This is a genomic window from Streptomyces sp. NPDC032126, assembly GCF_055580085.1.
Genome location: NZ_JBVIMA010000001.1, coordinates 905,912 through 927,254, shown reverse-complemented (window position 1 = coordinate 927,254; position 21,343 = coordinate 905,912). Strand labels below are relative to the sequence as shown.

19 protein-coding genes, 1 pseudogene and 1 riboswitch are annotated in these 21,343 nt (G+C 72.6%); of the genes and pseudogenes, 4 read left to right on the top strand and 16 right to left on the bottom strand.

Features of this window, described 5'->3' with window-relative positions:
• Position 1: 1 nt before the first annotated feature.
• Complete coding sequence (locus ACZ5NW_RS03925; protein ID WP_468742104.1) at positions 2–739, bottom strand: SDR family NAD(P)-dependent oxidoreductase; 738 nt, start codon at positions 737–739, stop codon at positions 2–4.
• Positions 740–878: 139 nt separating this feature from the next.
• Entirely contained in the window at positions 879–1,799 is a 921-nt protein-coding gene (locus tag ACZ5NW_RS03920; protein WP_468742103.1) for a LysR family transcriptional regulator, read from the bottom strand.
• Between the two features lie 238 nt (positions 1,800–2,037).
• On the opposite strand from ACZ5NW_RS03920, the gene ACZ5NW_RS03915 reads away from it, so the two are divergent.
• Complete coding sequence (locus ACZ5NW_RS03915) at positions 2,038–2,667, top strand: GOLPH3/VPS74 family protein (protein WP_468742102.1); 630 nt, start codon at positions 2,038–2,040, stop codon at positions 2,665–2,667.
• 16 nt (positions 2,668–2,683) lie between these two features.
• Here the strand turns inward: ACZ5NW_RS03915 and ACZ5NW_RS03910 are convergent.
• The 7 genes and pseudogenes from ACZ5NW_RS03910 to ACZ5NW_RS03880 all read right to left on the bottom strand — a co-directional run bounded on the left by ACZ5NW_RS03910 (position 2,684) and on the right by ACZ5NW_RS03880 (position 9,084).
• A pseudogene (locus ACZ5NW_RS03910) lies at positions 2,684–3,279 on the bottom strand (TetR family transcriptional regulator).
• Positions 3,280–3,342: 63 nt separating this feature from the next.
• Positions 3,343–3,909 (bottom strand): GAF domain-containing protein, encoded by a 567-nt coding sequence (locus ACZ5NW_RS03905; RefSeq protein WP_468742101.1) that lies wholly within the window; start codon positions 3,907–3,909, stop codon positions 3,343–3,345.
• A 60-nt stretch (positions 3,910–3,969) separates the two neighbouring features.
• A complete protein-coding gene (locus ACZ5NW_RS03900) occupies positions 3,970–4,602 on the bottom strand; it encodes a GTP-binding protein (protein ID WP_468742100.1) in 633 nt (210 codons plus the stop codon).
• The gene (locus ACZ5NW_RS03895; protein ID WP_468742979.1) at positions 4,580–4,951 is read right to left on the bottom strand and encodes a DUF742 domain-containing protein; all 372 of its coding nucleotides are present in this window, start codon (positions 4,949–4,951) and stop codon (positions 4,580–4,582) included. Before ACZ5NW_RS03895 ends, ACZ5NW_RS03900 begins: the two co-directional genes overlap by 23 nt.
• Positions 4,952–4,953: 2 nt before the next feature.
• Positions 4,954–5,388 (bottom strand): roadblock/LC7 domain-containing protein, encoded by a 435-nt coding sequence (locus ACZ5NW_RS03890; protein ID WP_468742099.1) that lies wholly within the window; start codon positions 5,386–5,388, stop codon positions 4,954–4,956.
• 56 nt (positions 5,389–5,444) lie between these two features.
• On the bottom strand, positions 5,445–7,505 hold the full coding sequence (locus tag ACZ5NW_RS03885; protein ID WP_468742098.1) for a sensor histidine kinase: 2,061 nt from the start codon (positions 7,503–7,505) through the stop codon (positions 5,445–5,447).
• Between the two features lie 391 nt (positions 7,506–7,896).
• Entirely contained in the window at positions 7,897–9,084 is a 1,188-nt protein-coding gene (locus tag ACZ5NW_RS03880) for an MBL fold metallo-hydrolase (RefSeq protein ID WP_468742097.1), read from the bottom strand.
• Positions 9,085–9,271: 187 nt separating this feature from the next.
• Between ACZ5NW_RS03880 and ACZ5NW_RS03875 the strand changes: the two genes are divergently transcribed.
• Both ACZ5NW_RS03875 and ACZ5NW_RS03870 read left to right on the top strand, forming a co-directional pair.
• Positions 9,272–10,450 (top strand): Glu/Leu/Phe/Val dehydrogenase dimerization domain-containing protein, encoded by a 1,179-nt coding sequence (locus tag ACZ5NW_RS03875; RefSeq protein ID WP_468742096.1) that lies wholly within the window; start codon positions 9,272–9,274, stop codon positions 10,448–10,450.
• Between the two features lie 30 nt (positions 10,451–10,480).
• Positions 10,481–11,101, top strand: a complete 621-nt coding sequence (locus tag ACZ5NW_RS03870) for a TetR family transcriptional regulator C-terminal domain-containing protein (RefSeq protein ID WP_468742095.1) — start codon at positions 10,481–10,483, stop codon at positions 11,099–11,101.
• A 578-nt stretch (positions 11,102–11,679) separates the two neighbouring features.
• On the opposite strand, the gene ACZ5NW_RS03865 is transcribed toward ACZ5NW_RS03870, so the two are convergent.
• The 3 genes from ACZ5NW_RS03865 to ACZ5NW_RS03855 form a co-directional block, all read right to left on the bottom strand.
• A complete protein-coding gene (locus tag ACZ5NW_RS03865; protein ID WP_468742094.1) occupies positions 11,680–12,465 on the bottom strand; it encodes an SGNH/GDSL hydrolase family protein in 786 nt (261 codons plus the stop codon).
• 211 nt (positions 12,466–12,676) lie between these two features.
• On the bottom strand, positions 12,677–13,600 hold the full coding sequence (locus ACZ5NW_RS03860) for a M23 family metallopeptidase (protein ID WP_468742093.1): 924 nt from the start codon (positions 13,598–13,600) through the stop codon (positions 12,677–12,679).
• A gap of 4 nt (positions 13,601–13,604) precedes the next feature.
• A riboswitch (cyclic di-AMP (ydaO/yuaA leader) is annotated at positions 13,605–13,762 on the bottom strand.
• Between the two features lie 318 nt (positions 13,763–14,080).
• Positions 14,081–16,153 (bottom strand): alpha-galactosidase, encoded by a 2,073-nt coding sequence (locus ACZ5NW_RS03855; protein WP_468742092.1) that lies wholly within the window; start codon positions 16,151–16,153, stop codon positions 14,081–14,083.
• A gap of 230 nt (positions 16,154–16,383) precedes the next feature.
• Between ACZ5NW_RS03855 and ACZ5NW_RS03850 the strand changes: the two genes are divergently transcribed.
• A complete protein-coding gene (locus ACZ5NW_RS03850; protein ID WP_468742091.1) occupies positions 16,384–17,181 on the top strand; it encodes a tyrosine-protein phosphatase in 798 nt (265 codons plus the stop codon).
• 27 nt (positions 17,182–17,208) lie between these two features.
• On the opposite strand, the gene ACZ5NW_RS03845 is transcribed toward ACZ5NW_RS03850, so the two are convergent.
• The 4 genes from ACZ5NW_RS03845 to dxs all read right to left on the bottom strand — a co-directional run bounded on the left by ACZ5NW_RS03845 (position 17,209) and on the right by dxs (position 21,317).
• Positions 17,209–17,331 carry a DUF6126 family protein gene (locus tag ACZ5NW_RS03845; RefSeq protein ID WP_468742090.1) on the bottom strand — a complete coding sequence of 41 codons (123 nt, stop codon included), beginning with the start codon at positions 17,329–17,331 and terminating at the stop codon, positions 17,209–17,211.
• On the bottom strand, positions 17,328–17,960 hold the full coding sequence (locus ACZ5NW_RS03840; RefSeq protein ID WP_468742089.1) for a helix-turn-helix domain-containing protein: 633 nt from the start codon (positions 17,958–17,960) through the stop codon (positions 17,328–17,330). The genes ACZ5NW_RS03845 and ACZ5NW_RS03840 overlap by 4 nt, the downstream gene beginning before the upstream one ends.
• A 73-nt stretch (positions 17,961–18,033) precedes the next feature.
• Positions 18,034–19,419: an aspartate aminotransferase family protein gene (locus ACZ5NW_RS03835; protein ID WP_468742088.1), complete on the bottom strand. Its 1,386-nt coding sequence runs from the start codon at positions 19,417–19,419 to the stop codon at positions 18,034–18,036.
• Positions 19,416–21,317, bottom strand: a complete 1,902-nt coding sequence (dxs, locus tag ACZ5NW_RS03830; RefSeq protein ID WP_468742087.1) for a 1-deoxy-D-xylulose-5-phosphate synthase — start codon at positions 21,315–21,317, stop codon at positions 19,416–19,418. Before dxs ends, ACZ5NW_RS03835 begins: the two co-directional genes overlap by 4 nt.
• Positions 21,318–21,343: the final 26 nt, after the last annotated feature.

Sequence of the window (21,343 nt, the reverse complement as noted above, 5' to 3'; positions counted from 1 at the left end):
GTCAATGTCCGGCGCTCATACCGCCGTCGACGTGCAGGATCTCCCCGGTGACGAAGGGGGCCGTCTCCAGGAAGAGCACCGCGTCGACGATGTCGCTCACCTCGCCCATGCGGCGGACCGGGTGCAGGGCGGCGAGGAACTCATGGGTCTCCTCGGGGTGCATGGGGGTCTTGACGGTGCCCGGCGACACCGCGTTGACCCGGATGCCGCGGGTGGCGTACTCGATGGCGAGGGACTTGGTGGCGGACTGGACGCCGCCCTTGGTCAGCGAGGCCAGTACGGACGGGACGTGGGAGTCCGCGTGGTCGACCAGGCTGGTGGTGATGCTGACGATGTGCCCGCCGCCCTGGGCGAGCAGGTGCGGGACGGCCCGCTGGGTCAGCTGGAAGACGCCGGCCAGGTTGACGCCCGTCACGGCGGCGTAGTCGTCGGACGTGTAGTCGGTGAAGGGCTTGGCGATGAAGATGCCCGCGTTGTTGACCACGGTGTCGATCCGGCCGAACCGCTCCACGGCCGCGGTGACCACCCGCTCGGCGGTGGCCGGGTCGGCGATGTCGCCCTGGACGGCCAGGACATCGGCGTCCTCGGCGGGGGCGATCGTGCGCGAGGTGGCGACGACGGCGTGACCGAGCTTGCGGTAGCCGTCGACGAGGGCGGCGCCGATGCCCTGTGAGGCGCCGGTGATGATCGCGACCTTCTGGCTCGGCGTGTTGATGCCCTGAGTGCTCTGGGTGCTCATGGTGGTGCCCTTCTCTCAAGGAGGTGCCGGTCGAGCTACTAGCCGACCGGTCGACTATGAGAGGACGCTAGGTCGGCCGGGCCCGGCGGCGCCAGGATCTGCTTCCTTACGTCTGGGAGGTCCCGGCTCCCAGCGCAGGTCAGCCGTGGAGTGCGTGCGGGTCGTCGGCGGGCAGCCAGGCGCCCGGGTCGTTGACGCAGAGATCCCCCACGCCCGCGCAGAGGGCGTCGACCACCGCGAGGACGCCGGCGCGCCCCTCGCTCTCGCGCCACACCAGCGACCAGGTCCAGTAGGTCTTCGGCGCGACGATCTCGCGCCGGACGAGGTCGGGCGGCAGCGGACTGGTCTGCCCCTTGGGGCAGTTGACGATGGGCCGTCCGCCGCGGCGGACGTGGTCGAAGAAGGCGGGGCCGGTGACACCGCCGTCTGAGATCCGCTCGGCGCGGGAGCCGGTGGCCTCGGAGAACTCCTCTGCGTACACGTTCCAGGACCACCAGGAGGTGGTGTCGCCGTCGAGGAGGATCGCGGTGTCCCGGGCCGCGACGGGGCCGGTGTCGGGTCCCTTGGCCACGGCGTACAGCCGGTCGGCGCCGAGGAGCCCGGCCCGCAGCCCGTGGCGCTTCAGATCCTCCGTGCGCACCCAGCACACAGCGAGGTCCAGGCTGCCGTCGGCGACTCGGGCGGCCTGTGTGTGGGAGGGCGCCACCCAGGCGTCGAGGTGCACCTGGGCGATCGCCGCGGTGCGCGAACTCAGGTCCGGGGGAAGCCAGTTGACGTAGCCGAGCCGTACGGTCTCCGAGCCCGAGAGCCGTCCGGCGCGGCGCCGCAGGTCGTCGGCCCGGTCCAGCAGGGCCCGGGCGTGCGGGAGCAGGTCGGCGCCGGCCGGGGTGAGGGAGACCGAGTGGCGGTCGCGCTCGAACAACCGCACCCCCAGGTCCCGTTCGAGCGCCTTGATCTGCTGGGAGAGCGAGGGCCCGGCGATCAGGAGCCGCCGGGCGGCCCTGCCGAAGTTCAGCTCCTCGGCGACGGCGACGAAGTACCGCAGTTGGCGCAGCTCCACGCGGCCATGCTACGCACGTGAGAGGCCGCGCCCATCAGCACCGGGAGGCACGGACCGGCACACGGACGCCGCCCGCCCATCGACACCGCAGACACGGACGGAACGCCCATCGGCACGAACAGGCCCCGTCGGACAGCGCCGGTGCCTCATGACCGTAAAACGCGGCGCCGGGCGCGAACCGCGGCGAGAATCGATCAGGGGCGCGTATCGCGCCCGGACGAGGGACAGGGAGCCGCTCATGAACACCGCACGGGATCTCGCGATCGTCGCCCTGGACGCGGCGCCCGACCACCCGCTGGAGCACGGCGATCTCTCGCTCGCCCTCGCGGGCGCCGAGGTGCTGGACCTCGTCGACGCCCGGGCGGTCTTCGTGGACGGCGACCGGGTGGTGCCCGCCGCGCAGTCGGCGACGGGCGACCGGCTCCTGGACGAGGCCGCGGCATCGGTCGTACGCGAGGAGCCGTACGAGTCGGTCGAGGACTGGCTGTGGCGCAGGGGTCGCGGGCTGTCCTCGGCCTACACCGCGGACATGGAGCGGGAGGGACTGACGGCCCGGCCGCGCGGCCGCCGGATCCCGCTGCGGACCGGCCGGGCCGTCCCGGTCGACTCGCCCGCCCGGCAACGCGCCGAGGACCGCTGGGCCGCCGGCGAGCCCGTCCTCGCGGCCCTGGCCGACGCCGCCGGGATCCACGGCGGCCCGAGCGGGACCGACGCCGACGCCGAGGCCGACGCCGTCCCGGGCGAGATCGACGAGACCGTCACGACCGTGCTGGCCGCGGTCGGCCACGCGGTGATGGAACTGGAGGCCGTGCGCCAGCGACGCGCCATCGAACAGGCCGCCTTCGACAACGTCTGGCGGGGCTACTAGGGGCAGGGCCTCGCCGTCAGCGGGCGCCCAGCAGGGCGCGGCAGTTGTCCCACAGCGGGCTGAGCCGCTCGGTGGTGTTGTAGAGCTTGGCGAACATCACCTGGCCCTCCAGCTGGGCCACCACGGCCCGGGCGGCCTCCCGCGGGTCGGTGACGGTGACGTCACCGCGCTCCCGGGCCTCGCGGACGACCGCCTCGACCATGTCCACCTGGGCGTCGAAGATCTCCTTCAGCCGCGCGCGGACGGCCTCCGTCTGGTTGCTCAGCTCCAGGGCGAGGTTGCCGAACAGACAGCCCGACACCGTGCCGCAGTCCTGCCGGCCGAGGAGCTGGGCCGCCTCCGTCTCCTCGAAGAGCTGCCGCAGCCGCTGCAAGGGTTGCGCGGTGCCGCCCAGGACCCGGCCCCAGTCGCCGCGCTGGGCGGCCCAGTGTGCTCGTCGACGACGGCGAGCGCGAGGGCCTCCTTGGACTCGAAGAAGTAGTAGAAACTCCCCTTCGGCACGCCCGCCGCCTTGCAGATCTCCGCCACGCCGAGGGCCGAGTAGCCGCGCCCCTCGATGAGGGTCCGCGCGGCGGCGAGAATCCGCTCCCTGGCGTCACTGGTGCGTCCCATGCGGCCAGTGTACGGAGGTACTAGACCGGTCGGCCGAGAAAGCGGCCCCAGGGAAACCCGCCGTCACAACGCCGGAAGTCCGTCCGCCTCGCGGCGTTCGAGGCGGCGCGCCAGCTCCGCCGCCGACGCCTTGATCGCCTCCAGCCCGGCCTTCCCCCAGGGCCGGGGTGCGAGGTCCGCGGCGCAGACGGTGCCCAGCACCATGCCCCCGCTGTCGACGAGCGGGGCGCCGAGGTAGGAGCGGATGCCGTACTCGTCGACGATCGGGTTGCCGGCGAAGCGCGGATAGTCGCCCACGTCCTCCAGGACGAGGGCCCGGCGGCGCACCACGACATGCGGGCAGTAGCCGTGGTCGCGCGGCAGCGAGCGCCCCACCTCGGGCTTGCCGCGGCGCGCGGCGGGGGCCGCGGTGTGCAGTCCGGCGAAGAACTGCCGTTCCTCATCGATGAAGTTGACCATGGCGTAGGGCGCCCCGGTGAGCTCGGCGACCCGGTCGGCGAAGATGTCGAGGGCGGGCTCCGGCTGGTCCCCGAGGCCGAGTCGGCGCAGCCTCAGGGCGCGGGCGGGAGCGTCCTTGTCCTCCGGGGTGAGCAGCAGCCGACCGGCCGGGCGCGGCGGGTCGTAGCTCATGTCCGGGCTCCTGCCCTGTGGTCGTGGGTCATGTGCGGCTCCATGAACGGTGGTCGGTGGTCACATATGGGCGCCGCGGCTCGGCTGGACCGCGGCCGGCGCGTGCGCGATGAGATGGCGGACGAGGGTGAGCAGGGTCTGCACGCCGGAGGCGGAGATCCGGGCGTCGCAGCGCACCACCGGGATCGCCGGGTCGAGGTCGATGGCGGACCGCACCTCCTCGGGGTCGTAGCGGTGGGAGCCGTCGAACTCGTTGATGGCGACGATGAATCCGAGGCCGCGCTCCTCGAAGAAGTCGACGGCGGCGAAGCACTCCTCCAGGCGCCGGGTGTCGGCGAGGATGACCGCGCCGAGCGCGCCCTCGCACAGCTCGTCCCACATGAACCAGAACCGCTCCTGCCCGGGCGTGCCGAACAGGTACAGCACATGGCGCGGGTCGAGGGTGATCCGGCCGAAGTCCATCGCGACGGTCGTCTCGACCTTGTTCTCGATGCCGTCGAGGCTGTCGGTGGCGGCACTGACCGTGGTGAGCAGCTCCTCGGTGCTGAGCGGGGCGATCTCGCTGACGGCACCGACGAAGGTGGTCTTGCCCACGCCGAAGCCCCCGGCCACGAGGATCTTCAGGGCGGTTGGGAAGGGGTCGGAGCCGCCCTCGTCGTGCTCGCCGTACTCAGAGCTGTCGTCGTAGTCCATCGAGTACTGCCTCCAGTAGCGCCCGATCGGTGGGGTTGTGGTGGAACACGGGGGGCTTGGTGGTGAGCGCCCCGCAGTCGACGAGGTCGGACAGCAGCACCTTGGTGACCGCCGCCGGCAGCTTCAGGTGGGCGGCCACCTCGGCGACCGATACGGGAGCGCGGCACAGGTCCAGGGCCTGCGCGTGTTCCGGGCCGAGATAGCCGAGGGGGGTCACCCCGGTGGCCATCACCTGCGACATCAGGTCGAGGGCGACGCTGGGCTCGGTGCGTCCGTTGCTGACGGTGAAGGGGCGCACAAGGCGTCCGGCCGCGTCGTCCAGCCAGGGTCCGTCGCCGGCCGCCGCCACGCTCAAGGCCTCATCACCGGGGGTTCGACGGCGTGCTGCCGGGGCGCGGTCACCAGATAGGGGCGCACGCTCTTGACCAGCATCGCCATCTCGTAGCCGAGGACGGCGGCGTCGGCCTCGCGGCCCGCGAGCACGGCGAGGCAGGTGCCCGATCCGGCGGTGGTGACGAACAGCAGGGTCGAGTCCAGTTCGACGACGACCTGCCGGACGTCGCCGCCGTCGCCGAAGCGGACGCCGGCGCTGCGGCCGAGGGAGTACAGGCCGGAGGCCAGCGCGGCCATGTGGTCGGCGCTGTCGGGGTCGAGGCCGTGGACGGACTTGACCAGGCCGTCGCAGGAGAGGAGGACCGCGCTGGACGTGTGCGGTACGCGCTGCACGAGGCCGCTCATCAGCCAGTCGAGATCGGATACATGGCCGGTCGGCGCATCGCTCGCCATGGTGGATCGACTCCTTGGGGTACGAAGGTCAGCGGGAGCGCTGGGGGGTGGGGTGGTCATCCGGCGGGTGCGCTCCCGTCCTGCCGGGCGGTGGGACGGTCGGTGCCGGGCGCGGCCGGCAGATCGCGCGCGCCGTACGTCCCGTTGGGCGCGGGCGGGTGCGCGGAGTGCGGCTCACCTATGCGGGAGGGGTCCGCGACCGGCGGGGGCGCCGGGAACGCGGCGGGCGGGTCGAGTGAGGTGAGCGGGTCGAGCGGGTCGGCTTCCAGGCTCTGCTGGGCCTCGGCGAGCCCGACGCCCCGCTGGAAGGCGGCCATGAGGCCGGGGTCGTGCCCGACGGGCTGCTCGGCGGCGTCGTGGCGGGGCAGCGGACCGCCGCGCAGCTGGGGTGCGATGTGCTCCTGGGCGCGTCGGCGCGGCAGTTGCGGCTTGCCCATGGTCCCGCGCACGGCACTCGCCCGCGGCACGGGCGTCTGTCCCGCCCGCTCCTCGACCAACTTCCGTTCGTCGGCCCGGATCCCGGGCAGGGCGTCGGCGGGATTGGGCCGCTCCTGATGCGCCCCGCGCACCGGCAGCGGCGCGGGCCGCCCCGCGCCCGGGGCCGTCTCGTGCGCGCCGGTTCGATCCTGCGCGTGCTCCGCTACGACGGTCCCGTGCGCGCTGGCCGAGTCGTGCGCCCCCGCGGGATCCTGGGGGTGCGGCGGTACGGCGGTCCCCCGCACGTCGGTCGCACCCTGGACGTGCGCCCGTACGGCGGTCCCGCGCGCCGGTGTCGTGTCCCGGCCCCGCTCCGTTCGGGGCGGTGGTACGGGCGCCGGGGCCGGGGTGCTGGGGGCCTGCGGTGCGGTGGCGGGGGTCGCGGTCTGCGGCACGCCCGGTGCCGAGCCCAGCACGGCCTGTGGCACGCCCGGTGCCGAGCCCAGCACGGCCTGCGGGACGACGAGTACGGCCTGGACGCCGCCGTAGATGTTGGTCTGGAGGCGGACCCGGATGCCGTGCCGGCGGGCGAGCTGGGAGACCACGAAGAGGCCGATGCGGCCGTCGGCGAGCAGCCGGCCGACGTTGACCTGGTCGGGGTCGGCGAGCAGGGCGTTCATCCGCTGCTGTTCGTCGACGGGCAGGCCGAGCCCGCGGTCCTCGACCTCGACGGCGAGCCCGGAGGTGACCAGGTTGGCGCGCAGCAGCACCTGGGTGTGCGGGGCGGAGAACACCGTGGCGTTCTCGATGAGTTCGGCGAGGAGGTGGATCACGTCGGCGACCGCGTGACCGCGCAGCTCCCCGTCGATCGGCGGCACCAGCTTGACCCGGGAGTACTGCTCGACCTCGGCGATGGCGGAGCGCAGCACCTCGGTCATGGAGACGGGGTTGCTCCACTGCCGACGGGAGACGGCCCCGCCGAGCACGGCGAGGTTCTCGGCGTGGCGGCGGATGCGGGTGGCGAGGTGGTCGACGTGGAAGAGGCCCTTGAGCAGTTCGGGGTCCTCGATCTCGTTCTCCAGCTCGTCGAGGATGGAGATCTCGCGGTGCACCAGCGACTGGAGGCGGCGCGCGAGGTTGACGAACACCTCGAGCTTCTGTTCGCTGCCGGCCTGGCTGGAGAGCTGTGCGGCGCGGACGACCGCGGCGACGGCCCCGTCGTGGGCGCGGGACAGATCGGCGGCGAGGAGTTCGAAGTCGTCGGCGTTTCCGGGCGGTCCGCCGCGCGTGGGGCGCGGGGGCGGCGCCTCGCCGCGCCGCAGCGCCTCGACGAGGGCCCTCAGCTCGGTCTCGCCGCGCGCACTGCCGCGGCGCAGCGCGTGGATGCGGTCGCTCACCGAGCGGGCGGCGCGGTCGGCGGCCACGGCGGCGATGACGATGCCCGCGCCGGTGACGACGACCGTGCCGGTCAGCACGGCGTACAGGGTGAGGCTGGGGCGGACGCCGGTGGAGCGGAGGGTGAACAGGACGGCGGCGCAGGCGCCGAGGGCGACGGCGACGGGCGGGAGCACGGCGAGCCTCAGCAGCTGAGGCCGTATGTGTGTCTCGGCCGGCGCGGGGGCGGTGCGGGCGACCGGTCGCCCGTGCCGCCCGCCCTCGCGGCGGTCTGCGCGTGCGGCCGGTGCGCGGAGGTGAGACATCGGTGTCCTCGTACTGGATCCGTCGGGCCTGGCTGCTCACGCGTGGGGCGCGAGCGACGGACACTCACAGTAGTCGCCAACCCATCATGTGCGGTGGGCAGTTGACAAAGTCACCCGGCGAGCGTCCCGCTCTGGTATGAGGCCTCGTACGACAGACCGATAAGGCGGTGGACTGCACGACCGGAAACCGAAAGAGATCGATCGGACCTGCTCAGAGGCGGTCACGTGGCACGGCGTGAGGGCGCGCGAAACGGCGCGAGGGCCGGGGAGTCCACGCTCCCCGGCCCTCGTCACGTCGGTCCGGCCGCCCCGCCGGAACGGCCGCCGGCGCCTCGGCGCCCGCCGCCCCTACCGCCGGAACATCACTCAGCGTATCGGCTTTGGCCCCGGCTCAGTGCTCCCCCGCCAGGTCCAGGTCCTCCTGGACGGGCGGCACGGCCTCCGGCCTCGGGGTCGCGCGCCAGGGGTGCGCGAGCGGCGCGGACACCGGCCGCCACCACGGCTCCGCGGGCAGCTTCCCGGCCGGCTCGAAGGGCTCGCCGGGCCGGGGGAAGGCGACGGCCTGACCGGCCTCCTCCGCCACGTCCTTGGTCCACTCGCCGGGCTCCGCCCACGGGTGCGGCGCCAGATTGAAGGTGGCCCAGTGGATCGGCAGCAGCACGCCGCCGGGCCCGCCCTGGAGGTCGAGGTGGGCGCGCAATGCCTCCTCCGGCGTCATGTGGATGTCGGGCCAGAACTCGCTGTACGCGCCGAGCTGGATCATCGTGGCGTCGAACGGCCCGTGCTCGGCGCCGATGTCCCGGAAGCCCTCGAAGTACCCCGTGTCTCCGCTGTGGTAGATCCGGTGCTCCTCGCCCGCGACGACCCAGGACGCCCAGAGCGTGTGCTGGGTGTTGCGCAGGCCGCGGCCGCAGAAGTGGCGGGCCGGGGTCGCGGTGAGGGTGAGGCCGCCGACCTTCGTCGCCTCGTTCCAGTCCAGCTCGCGCAGCCGGCTCTCGGACACGCCCCAGTGCTCCAGATGGGCGCCGACGCCGAGCGGGACGGCGAACACGGTGTCGGTGCCGGCCAGCTCCTTGATCGTGGGCAGGTCCAGATGGTCGTAGTGGTCGTGGGAGATGACGACGACGTCGACCGGGCCGAGCGCGGCCAGCGGCAGCGGGGCGGGGTGCAGCCGCTTGGGCCCGACGAAGGCGAAGGGCGAGCAGCGCGACCCCCAGACCGGGTCGAACAGCACCCGCCGCCCGTCCATCTCGGCGAGCACGCTGGAGTGGCCCATCCAGGTCAGCCGCAGGCCCGTCGCGGGCGGCTTGGCGAGGTCGGCGAGGGTGGTGGCGTGCACCGGGACCGTGCCGGTGGGGGTGCGGCGGAGCCGGGATTCCTTGTCGAGGAACGTCCTGGCCAGTTCGCCCGCGGAGCCCGAGGGCCGGGTCCGCGCCGAACCGCCGGGGTTCCGGAAGACCCCGTCCTTGAAGTGGGGGGATCTGCGGATGCGCGCGAGGCGCTCGCCGCTCGGGTCCGCGCCGAAGGCCTCGGGCTGCAGCGCGCGGAGCCCGGGGCTCAGGGAACGGGATCCGGCCACGGTACCTCCAGGTGGAGTCGTCGAGGCATTCCATTATGGTCGGCCCGCCCGACAATCGGGTTTCACCCGTCGTCCGGCCGGGCGTGCGGCTCCGCCGGTTACTGACCCGCCGTTCAGTAGGCGATACTGATTGCCCTGTTCAGCGCCGAGGGGGCCGCCCGCTCCCGTCCGCCCCCGAGGAGCCCGTATGACCGCGCCGCTGCTGTCGCTCACCTGGACCGACCATGTCACCGGCCGCCGGGGCTACCTCGTCGTCGACACGCTCGTACGGGGCGTGTGCAGCGGCGGGCTGCGGATGCGGGAGGGCTGCACCGCGGAGGAGGTCGCGGGCCTGGCGCGCGGCATGAGCATGAAAGAGGCGCTGCACTACGACCCCGAGGCGCGCTACGTCCCCCTGGGCGGGGCCAAGGGCGGCATCGACTGCGACCCCCGGGACCCGGAGGCGTACGGGCTGCTGGTGCGCTATCTGCGGGCCGTGCGGCCGTACGTCGAGAGCTGCTGGACCACCGGCGAGGACCTGGGGCTGACCCAGGACCTGGTCGACCGGGCGGCCGCCGAGGCGGGGCTGGTGTCGTCGATCCAGGCGGTCTATCCGCTGCTCGACGACGAGGCGGCGGCCCGCGCGAGGCTCGCGGACGCCTTCGCGGTCGAGGTGGCCGGGATCGGTCTGGACGAGCTGGTCGGCGGCTGCGGGGTGGCCGAATCGGTACTGACGGCCCTCGACCGGGCGGGGGTGCCGTACGCCGGGACGCGGGTCGCGGTGCAGGGCCTGGGCACGATGGGCGGGGCCACCGCCCGCTTCCTCGCGCGCGCGGGCCTCACGGTCGTGGCCGTGGCGGACGTCAAGGGCACGATCGCCAACCCGGCCGGTCTCGACGTGGAGGCGCTGCTCGCCGCCCGCGACGGGCACGGGACGGTGGATCGCTCGGTGCTGCGGTCCGGGGACCGGGAACTGCCCGGGGACGCGTGGTCGGCGGTGGACGCGGAGGTCCTCGTCCCGGCGGCCGTGTCGTACGCGATCGGCGTGGCGGAGCAGGGGCGGATACGCGCGCGGTGGATCGCCGAGGCGGCCAACATCCCGGTCCTGCCGGAGGCGGAGGCGCTGCTGCACGCGCGCGGGGTGCGGGTGCTGCCCGACGTGGTGGTCAACTCCGGGACGAACGCCTGGTGGTGGTGGACCCTGTTCGGCGACATCGGCCCCGCCGCGGACGAGGCGTTCGCGCAGGTCCGCCGGTCGATGCGGGCGCTGGTGGAGCGGGTGCTGGACCGCTCCGAGGCCGACGGGACGACGCCCCGGGCGGCCGCGCACGCCCTCGCCGCGGAGCGGCTGCCGGTGATCGCGGAGCGGTTCGGCCGGTACCGGTGACCTGTTGGGGGCCGCTGTTAGGGTGACGGCGTGGCGAGGGTCCGGTTGAGTGTGGCCGAGCGGCGCGAGGAGCTGCTGCGGGCGGCCATCGAGCAGATCGAGGCGCGCGGTGCGGCGGCGGTCCGCGTCGCCGACGTGGCCGCCGCGCTCGGCGTCAGCAGCGCGCTGGTCCTCTACCACTTCTCGACGAAGGAGAAGCTGGTCGCCGCCGCGTTCGCCCACGCCGCCGAGGACGACCTCGCGCATCTGCGCCGTCTGCTGGGCCGCCGTACGTCCGCGGAGCGCCGGCTGCGGTCCGCGGTGCGCTGGTACGCGCCCACCGGGCAGGCCAAGGGCTGGCGGCTGTGGATCGAGGGGTGGGCGGTGTCGCTGCGCGAGCCCGCGCTGCGGGAGGTCGCCCGCGACCTGGACCGGGAGTGGAAGGCGGCGCTCGCCGGGGTCATCGCCGAGGGCGTGGCGGCGGGCGAGTTCCAGTGCCCGGACCCGGACGGCACGGCACTGCGCCTGACGGCGCTGCTCGACGGTCTGGCCGTGCAGCTGACGTCCTACGCGGGCACGGTGCCGCGCACGCGCGCCCAGGCGTGGGTGGACGAGGCCCTGAACCGGGAACTCGGGCTGGCCGCCGGAGGGTCGACCGCACGGGAGAGCTGAGCGGGCCGCCGGACCGAAACCCGGCGGCACCCCTCCTGTGCGGCCGCCCTACGCGCGCGGTCGCCGTTCCCGTGCGGTCGCCCCCACCCGTGTGGTCGCCCCACATGCTCGGTCGCCCAAGCTGCGCGGTCACCCCGCGTGCCCGGTCGCCATTCCCGTGCGGTCGCCCCACCTGCCCGGTCGGCCCCACGTGCCCGATCGCCCAAGCTGCGCGGTCACCCCAGCCGCCCGGTCGGCCCACCTGCCCGGTCGCCTCTCCCGTGTGGTCGCCCCACGTGCCCGGTCGCCCAAGCTGCGCGGTCACCCCAGCCGCCCGGTCGGCCCACCTGCCCGGTCGCCTCTCCCGTGCGGTCGCCTCACCTGCCCGGTCGGTCCCACGTGCCCGATCGCCCAAGCTGCGCGGTCACCCCAGCCGCCCGGTCGGCCCACCTGCCCGGTCGCCTCTCCCGTGCGGTCGCCCCACCTGCGTGGTCGCCCCACATGCCCGGTCGGCCCCACCTGCGCGGTCGCCGTTCCCGTGCGGTCGCCCCATCTGCCCGGTCGGCCCCACCCGTGTGGTGGCCGGAGGCCGGGTGTGCTCAGGCCACTGCCGCGATCCGCATCTTGATGTCGTCCGGGGACAGTGCGCCCTTGGCGGTCACATGGTCGCCGGAGGACTCCCCACGCAGCCGGCGCCCGATCCACGGCACCAGGTATTCGCGCGCCCAGTGCACGTCGTCCTTGCGGACCTCCAGGGTGCCGCGCGGCGGGAGCGGCGGCCAGGGCTGCTCGGGGTCGGCCGGGACCTCCAGGCCGAGGGCCTGGCCGGCGCGCAGCGCCACGCGCGTGTGCCCCTCCGGGGAGAGGTGCAGGCGGTCGTCGTCCCAGGCCCGGCGGTCCTGGACGGACTTCAGGGACCACAGGTCCAGGACGGGACAGCCGTACCGGTCGGCGATGGCGCGGACGTGCCCGTTGTAGGTGGCGATCCGGCCGCGCAGGTGCTTGAGCACGGGGACGCCACGGGTGTCGAAGCCGGTGGTCACCAGGACCGTGCCGGCCACCTCGGTCAGGGACGCGATCGCGCGCTCGAAGCGCTCGGCGACCTCGTCGGGGTCGGTGCCGGGACGGATGATGTCGTTGCCGCCCGCGCAGAAGGACACGAGGTCCGGCGCGAGTTCGAGCGCGCGCGGGAGCTGGTCGGCCATGATCTGGTCGAGCAGCTTCCCGCGCACGGCGAGATTGATGTATTGGAAGTCGCCTTCGGGCCGCCGGTCGGCGAGAAGCACCGCGAGCCGGTCGGCCCAGCCGACGAACGCCCCGTCGGGGCCGGGGTCGCCGACGCCCTCGGTGAAGCTGTCCCCCACCGCCACGTACGACCCGATCACTGATCTGTTGTCACTCTTCGAATCGTCTGCCACAGCGGTTCATGATTCCCCTTCGAATGTGACCTACGCGACCGTAGGCGAGGGTTGACGGACGGTGAGATAGGCCACTGCCAAAGAGTTGCCAAGGGGGGAATACACCGAAGGCCGGACCCAGGGGATGGAGTCCGGCCTTCGGTGGCGTGGGTCGGGCCCGAGCGGCCCGGGGGGTGGGTCAGCCGACGCTGACGCCGTGCGCGCGGAGGTAGGCGACCGGGTCGACGTCGGAGCCGTAGTCGGGGGTCGTACGGATCTCGAAGTGCAGGTGCGGGCCGGTCACGTTGCCGGTCGCGCCGGACAGGCCGACCTGCTGGCCCGCGCTGACCGTCTGGCCGGCCGAGACGGAGAGCTGCGAGAGGTGGGCGTACTGCGCGTAGTAGCCGTCGGCGAGCTTGATGACGACCTGGTTGCCGTACGCGCCGCCCCAGCCCGCGGAGACGACCGTGCCCGCGCCGACCGCCTTGAGGGAGGTGCCGGTCGGGACGACGAAGTCGACGCCGGTGTGGTAGCCGCTGGCCCACATGCTGCCCGGGGTGCGGTAGGCGGTGCCGACGGTGGCGCCGGAGACGGGGGCGGTGAACCCGTTGGAGACGGTTTCGGCCGCCGCGGCCCGGGCGGTCGTCGACTGCTGCGCCGACTTCTGCGCCTTCTTCGCGGAGGACTTCGCCGTGGACGCCGAGGTGTGGGAGGTCTTCGCGGTGGAGCCGGCGGCCTTCTTGCCGAGCGACAGCTTGAGGCCGGGGTGGATCAGCGAGGGGTCGTTGCCGACGACCTCGCGGTTGTCCCGGTACAGCTTCTGCCAGCCGCCGCTCACATGCTGCTCGTCGGCGATCTTCGAGAGGTAGTCGCCGGAGCGGACGGTGTAGGTCCGCGCGACGGCCTTCTTCTCGGTGCTCTTCTTCTCCGCCTTCTGCGCGGCCGGAGCGGCCTGGACGGCCTTCGCCGCTACGGAGGAGACCGGCTGCGCGGCCGGCGCGGCCTGGGCGCCGGTGGCCCCGATGAGCGGAAGGGCGAGCGCGGCGCCGCCGGTTCCGGCGACGGCGAGAGTACGGGTGAAGCGCAGGGACTTCGGACGGCGGTGCTTACCCTTCGCGGGCATGGCGAATTCCTCTCCGGCGCCTGCGAGGTGAGCTGTCGGGTGCGGGCTGGAGATGCCCGGCCGTGCCATGGCACGACTTGACCCCTAGCCGTTCCGGAGACCGGAACAGGCGGTTGTACCTGTGGGTCCCCCGCTCCTGCCGGGCACGGGTGAGTGTGTGCGGATTCCGGACAGCGGCAGGATTCGGCGTTCCGTCCGGATTGGTGGCGAACGTAAGCGACCAAGACGCACGGAAACAAGCAGAGGTTGCACGGGCCGGGCTTTTCTCTTGATCAGCTGGGAGAATTCCCGGTCACCCTGCGTCAATCAGAGGGAATGCGCTCGCGCCAAATACCTTGGAAAGAAACATGAATTACGTGAACATGACGCGCGACGCTGGGTCACGGATATGACGATGCTCACGTGACACCGCTCCAGATGCCCCTATTCCAGAGCGACTTGGAATAAGGGCATCGATTTCGGCTAATACGGACAGAAGTCTCAGATGCGGCGCAGTCGGAGAACCGTCGCATCGAGATCACCGCGCAGCCCGGTCCGCAGTCCGTGATGCAGCAAAAGCGCACCTCGATGCACTTCGCCCGTTTCGAGGCATTCGTACGACGCCGTCGGGTCCAGGCCCTTCAGTCGCAGCGCCGGCACCGGCTCGCCGTAGCGCTGGGCCTCCAGCCAGGCGAGGACGACGGCGTCGCCCCCGCGCACGTACTGCACGGCGCTCAGCCCGCCCTGCGGAGGCCGCAGCCGGTAGAGGTCGCCGTGCTGCACCAGGGGCCGGATCTCCTTGTAGAGGGCCACCCACTCCCCGGCCTCGGCGAGCTCCTCCTCGCTCCACTCGGCGAGGTCGCCACCGACTCCGAGCACCCCGGCCATCGCGCTGACGAAGCGGAAGCGCAGCGAGCTCACCCTGCCGTTGAGCTGGGTGTTCGGGCTGTCGGTGACCCAGGCGGCCATGACCCGGGCGGGGTGGATCTGGCTGAAGCCGTGCTGGATGGCGAGCCGGTCGAGCGGGTCGGTGTTGTCGGAGGTCCACACCTGGTCCGTGCGGCTCATGATCCCGAGGTCGATCCGTCCGCCGCCGCCCGAGCACGACTCGAAGGCGACGCCGGGGTGGGCCTGCCGGAGCCGGTCCAGCAGGGCGTACAGCGCGCGGACATGGTCGATCCACAGGCGCTGCGGGTAGGGGTCGCCCGGCCAGCCGGCGTCGGTGAAGCAGCGGTTGAAGTCCCACTTCACATAGTCGATCGGAGCGCTGGAGAGCAGGGTGTCGAGCCGCTCCCAGAGGTACTCCTGGACGTCCTCGCGCGCGAGGTTGAGCACGAGCTGATTGCGGAACTCCGTCCGCTTTCGTCCCGGTTGGTACTGCACCCAGTCGGGGTGCGCCCGGTACAGATCGCTGTCCGGGTTGACCATCTCGGGCTCGACCCAGATGCCGAACCGCATGCCGAGCGCGTGCACATAGTCCGCGAGCGGCTTGAGGCCGGAGGGGAAGCGGTCGGGGTTGGGAGTCCAGTCACCGAGGCCGGCGCGGTCGCTGGTGCGGGCGCCGAACCAGCCGTCGTCGACGACGAACAGCTCCACGCCGATCGCCGCGGCCCGGCGGGCGAGCGTGGCCTGCTGTTCCTCGGAGATGTCGAAGGTCGTGGCCTCCCAGGAGTTGAACAGCACCGGCCGGTCCTGGTCGGCGTCCGGGATGACATGGGCGCGCTGATAGGCGTGCCAGGCGCGGCTCGCCCCGCCGAAGCCGGCGTCGCTCCACAGTCCGGCGAAGACGGGCGTGGTGAAGGACTCCCCGGGCGTGAGACGCAGCAGACCCGAGTCGTCGTACCCGGCGCCGCCGGTGATCTGTACGCGCGCGTCGGGGAGTTGGGCGACGGCGATCCGCCAGGAGCCGGACCAGCCGAGCGCGCAGCCGTAGACCTCGCCGCGCTCCTCGGTGGCGTCGGTGTCCAGGGCGACCCAGGGCAGGTGCTGGTGGCCGGTGTGACCGCGCCGGCTGCCGATGACCTTCTCGCCGTAGGTGAGGGGTGCCCGGGTGAGCCGGGACTCCGCGGCCCAGCGTCCGTGCAGCTGGGACAGCCGCCAGTCGGCGCGCTCGGGCAGTGTCCAGGTGGCGGAGTCGGCCCGCAGCAGCTCCAGGGGCCGTTCCCCGTCGTTGGCGAGCGTCACCCACCGCTCCACGACGTCCTCGCGCATCCGGTAGTGCAGGGTGACCGCGAGTCCCGCGTCCCGGAAGCGCAGGCGCAGTTCGTCACCCTCGGTCTCGTGCCCCTCGTAGCGCCACTCGGTGCCGCGGCGTTCCCCGGTCCGCACGGACAGGGCCGGGCGGACGAAGCGGGGGCCGCCCTCCACCGGGTACTCCTCGTGTCCGTCGAGGGCGGATTCGAAGGGCCGCTCGTCGGGCAGCGGGCGCGCGGCCAGGGCCTCGGCGTCGGCCGCGGTGATGCGCGGGCCCCAGTGCAGGTGCACGAGCACGTCGTCTCCGGTGACATGGAGCGCGTAGCTGCTCGTGGGCCCCGACAGGAGCCAGGTACGGCCGTTCGCGACGGTCTCGGGCATGGAACCCCCACTGATCCGAACAGGTGCGATCAAACTCCAACATCATCGAGCGTGGGGGGCCCGCACGGCAACGCCTGTGGACAACTCTTCATCCGGTTTGAACCCGATGTCGGACATCCGTTCTCCGACACAGGGACAAACGTTGCCTCAGGAAGCCATGTCGTATGGTCGAGGGGGTCGCGTCGGCCACCTGAGCCGCGCCGGCCGCGACCGACTGGGAGGGAGACCCCGTGACGCAGCAGATCCCCTCGACCGAGCCCGAACTGGCAGGCGTGCGCAACTTCCGTGACGTGGGCGGCCTGCCGACCGTGGACGGACGGCGGGTGCGGCACGGCGTGCTGTTCCGCAGCGGCCACCTCGCGCACGCGACCGAGGACGACGCCGCCTTCCTGTCGTCGCTGGGGCTGCACACGATCTTCGACTTCCGCAACGCGGCGGACCAGAAGCTGGAGGGCCCGGACGTCGAGCTGCCGGGCGTGCGCAATGTGAACCTGCCGCTGTCCGACCCGGCGGACGGCGCGGAGTTCTGGAAGATGGTCCGCGACGGCGACATCGACCAGCTGCGCGCGCTCCTCGGCGACGGCAAGGCCGCGAACCGGATGATCGCCTCCTACCGCATGATCATCAAGGAGCGCACGGCCGAGCACACGCGCGTGCTGCACGCGCTCGCCGAGGACAGCGTCCCGGCTCTGATGCACTGCGCGGCCGGCAAGGACCGCGCGGGTCTGTCCATCGCGGTGACGCTGCTCGCGCTCGACGTGGAGCGCGAGGCGATCATCGCCGACTACCTGGAGTCCAACGCCAAGCACCGCCGCTACAAGGTGCGCCGCAGCGCCACCGGCGCCGACGCCTACTCCCCCGAGGTCATGGAACTGCTCGGCCCGCTCTTCGACGCGCGCGCGGAGTATCTGACGGCGGCCTTCGACACGATCGAGGAGACCTGGGGCGGCGTCGGCGCCTATCTGGAGCAAGGCCTGGGGCTCACCCCGGAGCGCCGGGAGCGGCTGCGCGAGCGCCTGCTCGACTGACCCGCGAAGGGCCGGATCCCGCCGAGGTCACTGCTGGGCGCCGAGCTCGAACAGCAGCCAGATGAAGGCGGCGAAGAGGTGCCCCACCGCGATGTAGATGATGAGCCGCACCCACAGGGCGCGCGGGAACTTCTCCTCCAGGTCGCTCATGGCGTCTCTCGCATCTCTCCAGGGGTCGGCCCCAGGCACAGCGCGGCCGTGGGGCTCTGCAACAGGGTGTGAACGAACAGCAGCTCGACCCCGTCGGGGTCCTGAGCCGCGATGCGGTGCGGGGTCAGCGAGTCGAAGTGCGCGCTGTCCCCCGGACCGAGCCGGTGCGCGGCGTCCCCGAGGCGCAGGTCGAGGCGACCCTTGAGGACGTACAGCCACTCCTCGCCGGGATGCACGCGCACCATGTCGCCCTGCGCGCCGTACGGCACCCGTACGCGCAGGGCCTGCATCCCGCGCCCGGGCGCGCCGGCCTGCCAGTACGTCCAGCCGCCGGCCTCGGTGGGTTCCATGGCGGCGGCGCGCACTACGGCGTCCCGGTCGGCGACCGTCTCGCCCAGCAGCTCCGAAACAGTCGTACCGTAGATGCGAGCGAGGGCGAGCAGCATCGGCAGGGAGGGCTGGCGCTGCCCGGTCTCCAGACGGGAGAGATGGGCGGGCGACAGCCCGGCCTCGCGGGCCGCGGCCTCCAGGGTGAGGGCGGCGCGGCGGCGCAGGGCACGCAGCTGCGGGGCCATGGCGGGCAGGACACCCCCGGCTTCCGCCGAGGGCTCCCTCGCGGAGGAGTTCATGCCTCCATTCAGCCGCACGCTTACCTCTGGGGCAAATTACTTGCCTCAGAGGCAAAAGGGTCGGCCGGCACCGTCAGCGGTTGGCGACCGCCTGCTTGATCAGCGTCTTGCCGAAGTCCCACATCAGCCCGCCGCCGCTGTGCGCGTCGTCCATCACCTCGGTGAACGCGTCGACGAACCGGTCCACGTCCGCCTCACCGATGATCAGGGGCGGGATCAGCTTGATCACCTCCAGGTGGTCGCCGGAGACCTGGGTGAGGATCCGGTGCCGCTGGAGCAGCGGGACGACCACCATCTGGGCGAACAGTCCCTTGCGGGCGGCCTGCAGCATGGCCCAGCGGCTGCGCAGCCTCAGCGAGGCCGGCTTGCCGAACTCGATGCCGATCATCAGACCGCGGCCCCGGACGTCGGCGAGCAGCTCGTACTTCCCGGTCAGCGCGGCGAGCCGGGACCTCAGCCGCTCCCCGGTGGCCCGGACGCCCGCGACGATCTGGTCGTTCTCCATGACCGACAGCACCGCGAGCCCGGCCGCCATGGCCTGCGCGTTGGAGCCGAAGCTGGCCGAGTGGACCAGCACCCGGTCCATGGACGAGTAGACCTTCTTGAAGATCCAGTCCTTGCCGAGGGTCGCGCCCACCGGCACATAGCCGCCGGAGAGCGCCTTGGCCACGCACACCAGATCGGGCTCCACGCCGTCCTCGTGCTGGTAGGCGTAGAAGTCGCCGGTGCGGCCGAGGCCGGTCTGCACCTCGTCGGCGATGAGCAGCGCCTTGTGCCGGTGCAGCAGCTCCTGGGCCGCGCGCAGATAGCCTGGCGGCGCCTCGTGCACGCCCTTGCCCTGGATCGGCTCGACGATCAGGGCGGCCACGTCGCCCTTCTTCACCTCCCGCGCCAGCGCGTCGAGGTCGCCGAGCGGTACGGCCGTGTCGGGCAGGAGGGGCGCGAAGCCGTCCCGGAAGCCGCTCTCGCCGTTGACCGAGAGCGAGCCGGTGGTCAGCCCGTGGAAGGCGTGGTCGCAGTAGAGGACGCGGGGCTTGCCGGTGGCGTACCGGGCGAACTTCAGCGCGGTCTCGACCGCCTCCGTCCCGCTGTTGCCGAAGAACACCCGGTCCAGGTGTGGGCTGTGGGCGAGCAGCTTCTCGGCGAGCAGCCCGGGCAGCGGCTGGCAGTCGAAGCGGGTGAGGTCGGGGAGGTCGAGGTCGAGGACGTCGTGCAGGGCCTTGCGGACGACCGGGTGGTGGCGGCCCAGGCCCATGACCCCGAACCCGGCGAGCATGTCCAGGTAGTCGTTGCCGTCGGCGTCCCAGAAGTGGGCGCCCTCGGCCCGCTCGTAGACCTTGTCGAAGCCGATGGTGTGCAGCATGCGCGGCAGTTGGTGGTTGAGGTATCTGCCGTGCAGCTCGTAGCGCTCGGCTCCGCGCTCGGCGAGCAGCGCGCCGAGGTCGAACTCGCTGGTCATTCCTTCTCCTTGACGGTACCGCCGGCCGGATCCCGGAGCGCGGGACTCGAACCGATGGCCCCCGCGATCTCCACGGGTGTGAGGCCGATGTCGGCCAGGACCTCGCCGCGTTTGGCGTGGGCGAGGAACTGCTCCGGGATGCCGAACCGCCGTACGGGCACGTCCACGTCGGCGTCGCCCAGCGCGAGGGCCACGGCGGACCCGACGCCGGCCGCCCTGCTGTTGTCCTCCACGACGGCCACCAGGCGGTGCTCGGCGGCCAGACCCGGCAGGGCCGGATCGACCGGCTTCACCCAGCGGGGGTCGACGACGGTGCAGCCGATGCCGCGCGCCGTCAGCAGCTCGGCGGCCTGAAGGCACACCGGGGCCATGACGCCGACGGCCACCAGCAGGACGTCCGGCCGCTCGCCCCGGTGCAGCACGTCCATGCCGCCGACCCGGTCGAGGGCGGGGATGTCCGGGCCGACCGACTCCTTGGGGAAGCGGATCAGGGTCGGCGCGTCGTCCACGGCGACCGCCTCGCGCAGCTGGGCGCGCAACTGGTCGGCGTCGCGCGGCGCGGCGATCCTCAGGCCGGGCACGACCTGGAGGATCGACATGTCCCACATGCCGTTGTGGGAGGGCCCGTCGACGCCGGTCACCCCGGCCCGGTCCAGGACGAAGGTCACCCCGCAGCGGTGCAGGGCCACGTCCATCAGCAGCTGGTCGAAGGCGCGGTTGAGGAAGGTGGCGTAGACGGCGACGACGGGGTGCAGCCCGCCGGTGGCGAGGCCGGCCGCGCTGACCGTCGCGTGCTGTTCGGCGATGCCGACGTCCCAGACCCGCCCCGGGAAGCGGGCGGCGAACTTGCCGAGGCCGACCGGGTGCAGCATGGCCGCCGTGATCGCCACGACGTCGTCGCGCTCCTCGCCGATCCGGACGATCTCGTCGCCGAACACCGACGTCCAGGACGGACCGCTGGACGGGGTGAGCGGCTCGCAGGTCACCGGGTCCATCACGCCGACGGCGTGGAAGTGGTCCTCCTCGTGCGCGAGGGCGGGTTCATAGCCGCGCCCCTTGGTCGTGAGGCAGTGCACCAGGACCGGTCCGTGGAAGCGCTTGGCGCGCCGCAGCGCGGACTCCACGGCCTTGATGTCGTGGCCGTCGATCGGGCCGACGTACTTCAGGCCGAGGTCCTCGAACATGCCCTGCGGGGCGAAGGCGTCCTTGAAGCCCTTCTTCGCGCCGTGCAGCGACTCGTAGATCGTGTGGCCGACGACCGGGGTGCGCAGCAGCACGTCCTTGCCCCAGGCGAGGACCTTCTCGTAGCTGTCGGTGGTGCGCAGGGTCGCGAGGTGGTTCGCGAGCCCTCCGATGGTGGGCGCGTACGAGCGTTCGTTGTCGTTGACGACGACGATCAGCGGCCGGTCCTTGGCCGCCGCGATGTTGTTCAGGGCCTCCCACGCCATGCCGCCGGTGAGCGCCCCGTCGCCGATGACCGCGACGACATGGCCCTTCTCCCCCTGCACCTGGTGCGCCTTGGCGAGTCCGTCGGCCCAGCCGAGGGCGGTGGAGGCGTGGCTGTTCTCGATGACGTCGTGCTCGGACTCCTCGCGGGAGGGGTAGCCGGACAGTCCGCCCTTGCCGCGCAGCTTGGAGAAGTCCTGACGGCCTGTCAGAAGCTTGTGGACATAGCTCTGGTGGCCGGTGTCCCACAGGATGCGGTCGACCGGTGACTCGAAGACCCGGTGGAGCGCGATGGTCAGTTCCACCACCCCCAGATTGGGCCCGAGGTGGCCCCCGGTCCTGGCCACCGCGTGCACCAGGAACTCCCTGATCTCTTCGGACAGTTCGCGAAGTTCCGCCTCGGCCAGCGCCTTCAGGTCGCGTGGTCCCCGGATGCTCTCCAGAATCGTCACGCTCGGGCCCCCTCTCGGTCCGTGCC